2 protein-coding genes and 1 pseudogene are annotated in these 2,500 nt (G+C 56.0%); 2 read left to right on the forward strand and 1 reads right to left on the reverse strand.

Going from position 1 to position 2,500, the window contains the following annotated elements:
- Positions 1 to 120: 120 nt before the first annotated feature.
- A pseudogene (locus tag OQZ28_RS17365) lies at positions 121 to 813 on the forward strand (helix-turn-helix domain-containing protein); the annotation flags it as partial.
- A 223-nt stretch (positions 814 to 1,036) separates the two neighbouring features.
- Here OQZ28_RS17365 and OQZ28_RS17370 read toward each other — a convergent pair.
- Complete coding sequence (locus OQZ28_RS17370; RefSeq protein WP_053324086.1) at positions 1,037 to 1,756, reverse strand: helix-turn-helix transcriptional regulator; 720 nt, start codon at positions 1,754 to 1,756, stop codon at positions 1,037 to 1,039.
- Between the two features lie 69 nt (positions 1,757 to 1,825).
- On the opposite strand from OQZ28_RS17370, the gene OQZ28_RS17375 reads away from it, so the two are divergent.
- Positions 1,826 to 2,314 (forward strand): VOC family protein, encoded by a 489-nt coding sequence (locus OQZ28_RS17375; protein ID WP_217420560.1) that lies wholly within the window; start codon positions 1,826 to 1,828, stop codon positions 2,312 to 2,314.
- Positions 2,315 to 2,500: the final 186 nt, after the last annotated feature.

Raw genomic sequence — 2,500 nt, forward strand, 5'->3', positions numbered from 1 at the left:
GCCGTATAATCCGTCCGTAAGGCAATCGCACCAGCCATTCCCGATCCTCCCTCTCACGACAGAATCAGAACAGGCCCTTCGCGTCACTTCACAGATGAGTCAGAGACAGTAGCCCTTGGTATAACCGGTGAATGGACGAAAAGTGAGGTCGGGTCCGGATCATTCTTCCTGACACAGACCAATGCGCCTTACCTCATGCGCTGGCAGGCTGATCCGGACCGTCCGTTTGAAGTCCTGCATCTTTATCTGGGCCTTACTCTGGTGAACCGGGCTGCCCGATCGTTGGGGCTTAATTCGTCCCGGCTCTCCATGCGCGACATTTCCGATGGTCAGGACGCATTCATCTCTGGCGTGCTGTCAGGCCTAACGGCTGAGATCCAGACACCTCATTCGGCCAGTTCTCTATTTGTGAATGGACTTCTGGAAAGTCTGACCGTCCATCTTCTGCGTCATTATGCACAAACACAGCCTTCGCCCACGTCCAGACCTGCACAACTGCCAGCGTGGAAGCTGCGCAAGGCGCTTGACCATATGGAGGCCCATCTCGCCGAACCGTTCGATCTCGATTTTCTGGCCGGGTTGTGCGGGATGAGCCGGTTTCATTTCAGCCGGTCATTTCACAACACCATGGGGCAAAGCCCATCACGCTGGTTTATCGGGCAGCGTGTGGAACATGCGAAGGACCTTCTATCGCAGACCAACAGGTCCATCATCGAGATCGCCCTGACTAGTGGCTACGAGAGTGCGAGCTATTTTGCACAAATGTTTCGCAGGGAAACCGGCATCAGTCCACGCGACTTCAGGAAGCTATGATGAAGACGGATAAGGCGGCTATTTACCTCCCTGCTCTAAATTCCTTGACCAGATAGCGGTTAAGGCAGACCTAAAAGGTCGCCTTTAGACGCTGTTTTTCTCAATGCGCAACTTTCAGTCTTGATTTCCGGTTCTCCTTCGATGGGATGCTGGCCATACGATTTCTGGGTGTCTTCGCATCAAAAACCGTTGCGGATCACGACATCCAGCGCTGTTCAACGAATTAATGGGACTTGAGCCGAGCCAGTTCCGATGCACGCCATATCTCCCAACGGCGAAGCAGTCGGTGGTATGGTTCGCCTGTCCGCTCATCCAGCTTTTCTACTGCGGTTATCCGGTCCGTACGAAAATGACGGAAGTCCTGTCGCAGTTCGCACCAAGCGATCAGTACGCGCGTGGTATCCGAATAGCCAAGAACCACTGGCCATACCGTACGCTCGGTTAGCGTACCCCGTTGATCGCAATAATGCAGGCGCAATTTCATTTCTTTACGTATTGCAGATCGAAAGTCCGCCGCGTCCACCGTATCCTCGGACGCATCAAGAGGCAGCTTCGCCGCAGTGCTCGGCGCAATGATAAATGGCTGCAGGCGCTCGGGCACGACTGCCGCGATCTTGGCAAGAACGTCCAATGCCGTACGTGCAAGCATTTCATCGCCATGGGCTGCTACCCACTGCGCGCCCAGAACGATCGCCTCAATTTCCACCGGGGTCAGCGCAAGCGGCGGCATGTCGTATCCGGAGCCGAGCACGTATCCAACGCCAGCCTCACCTGAAACGGGCACGCGCTGCCCCATCAGATGCGCGATATCGCGGTAGATCGTGCGCGTGGAGACCTCCAATTCCCCAGCCAGCGCCCGCGCCGTGATGGGGCGCGACGACCGGCGCAGGATCTGGATGATCTGAAAAAGGCGATCGGTACTGCGCAAGGGCTTTGCAATCATGCTGACAGGATGCTGTCAGCATGATTGTGCCACAAGACGGCAAACACAACCTTATGGAGGAACCGCCCGATGAAATTTGCCTCTACCCGCCTGATTGCCGCTGACATCAACGCCATGGTTGCATTTTATGAATTGGTGACCGGACAGCCTGCCGAATGGCTTGCACCCCAGTTTGCCGAAATCGTCACCCCTGGCGCGACACTCGCGATCTGTAGCGCCGAGACGGTCGCCCTGTTCAGGGAAGGAACTGCCGAACCGGGGGCAAACCGCACCGCAATTCTGGAATTTAGGGTTGATGACGTGGATGCCGTATTCGCACGCCTGAAAAACAGGGTGGACGTTGTGATTGAGCCAAAGCTGCTACCATGGGGCAACCGCACGGCCCAGTTTCGCGATCCCGAGGGCACGATCATCAGCCTGTTTACGCCGTTAACCAAAGCCGCCCGCGCCCGTTTCGGAACCCGGAGACAACGGGTGGCCAACCGGTCTATTATTTCTATAAACAACATACAGGAAAGCGGGGGGAGGGGAGGCGAACGACCTAGTTCTGGGAACTAACCTGAAGAAACCGGTCATTTAGGCCCGGTGTCTCGGTTTCGTGACAGCTTTACGTCGTCCTAGAGCATAATCCGATCAGTCTGGTTCATATCCAGCGGCGGTGAAGCACGCTGCGGCCTGGCGATGAGAGATATCGTCAATTGCTCCACAGACGGTATTTTGAAGAGCGTCGAGGGTTCGCGGTGC

This window comes from Komagataeibacter sp. NFXK3, from assembly GCF_054182245.1.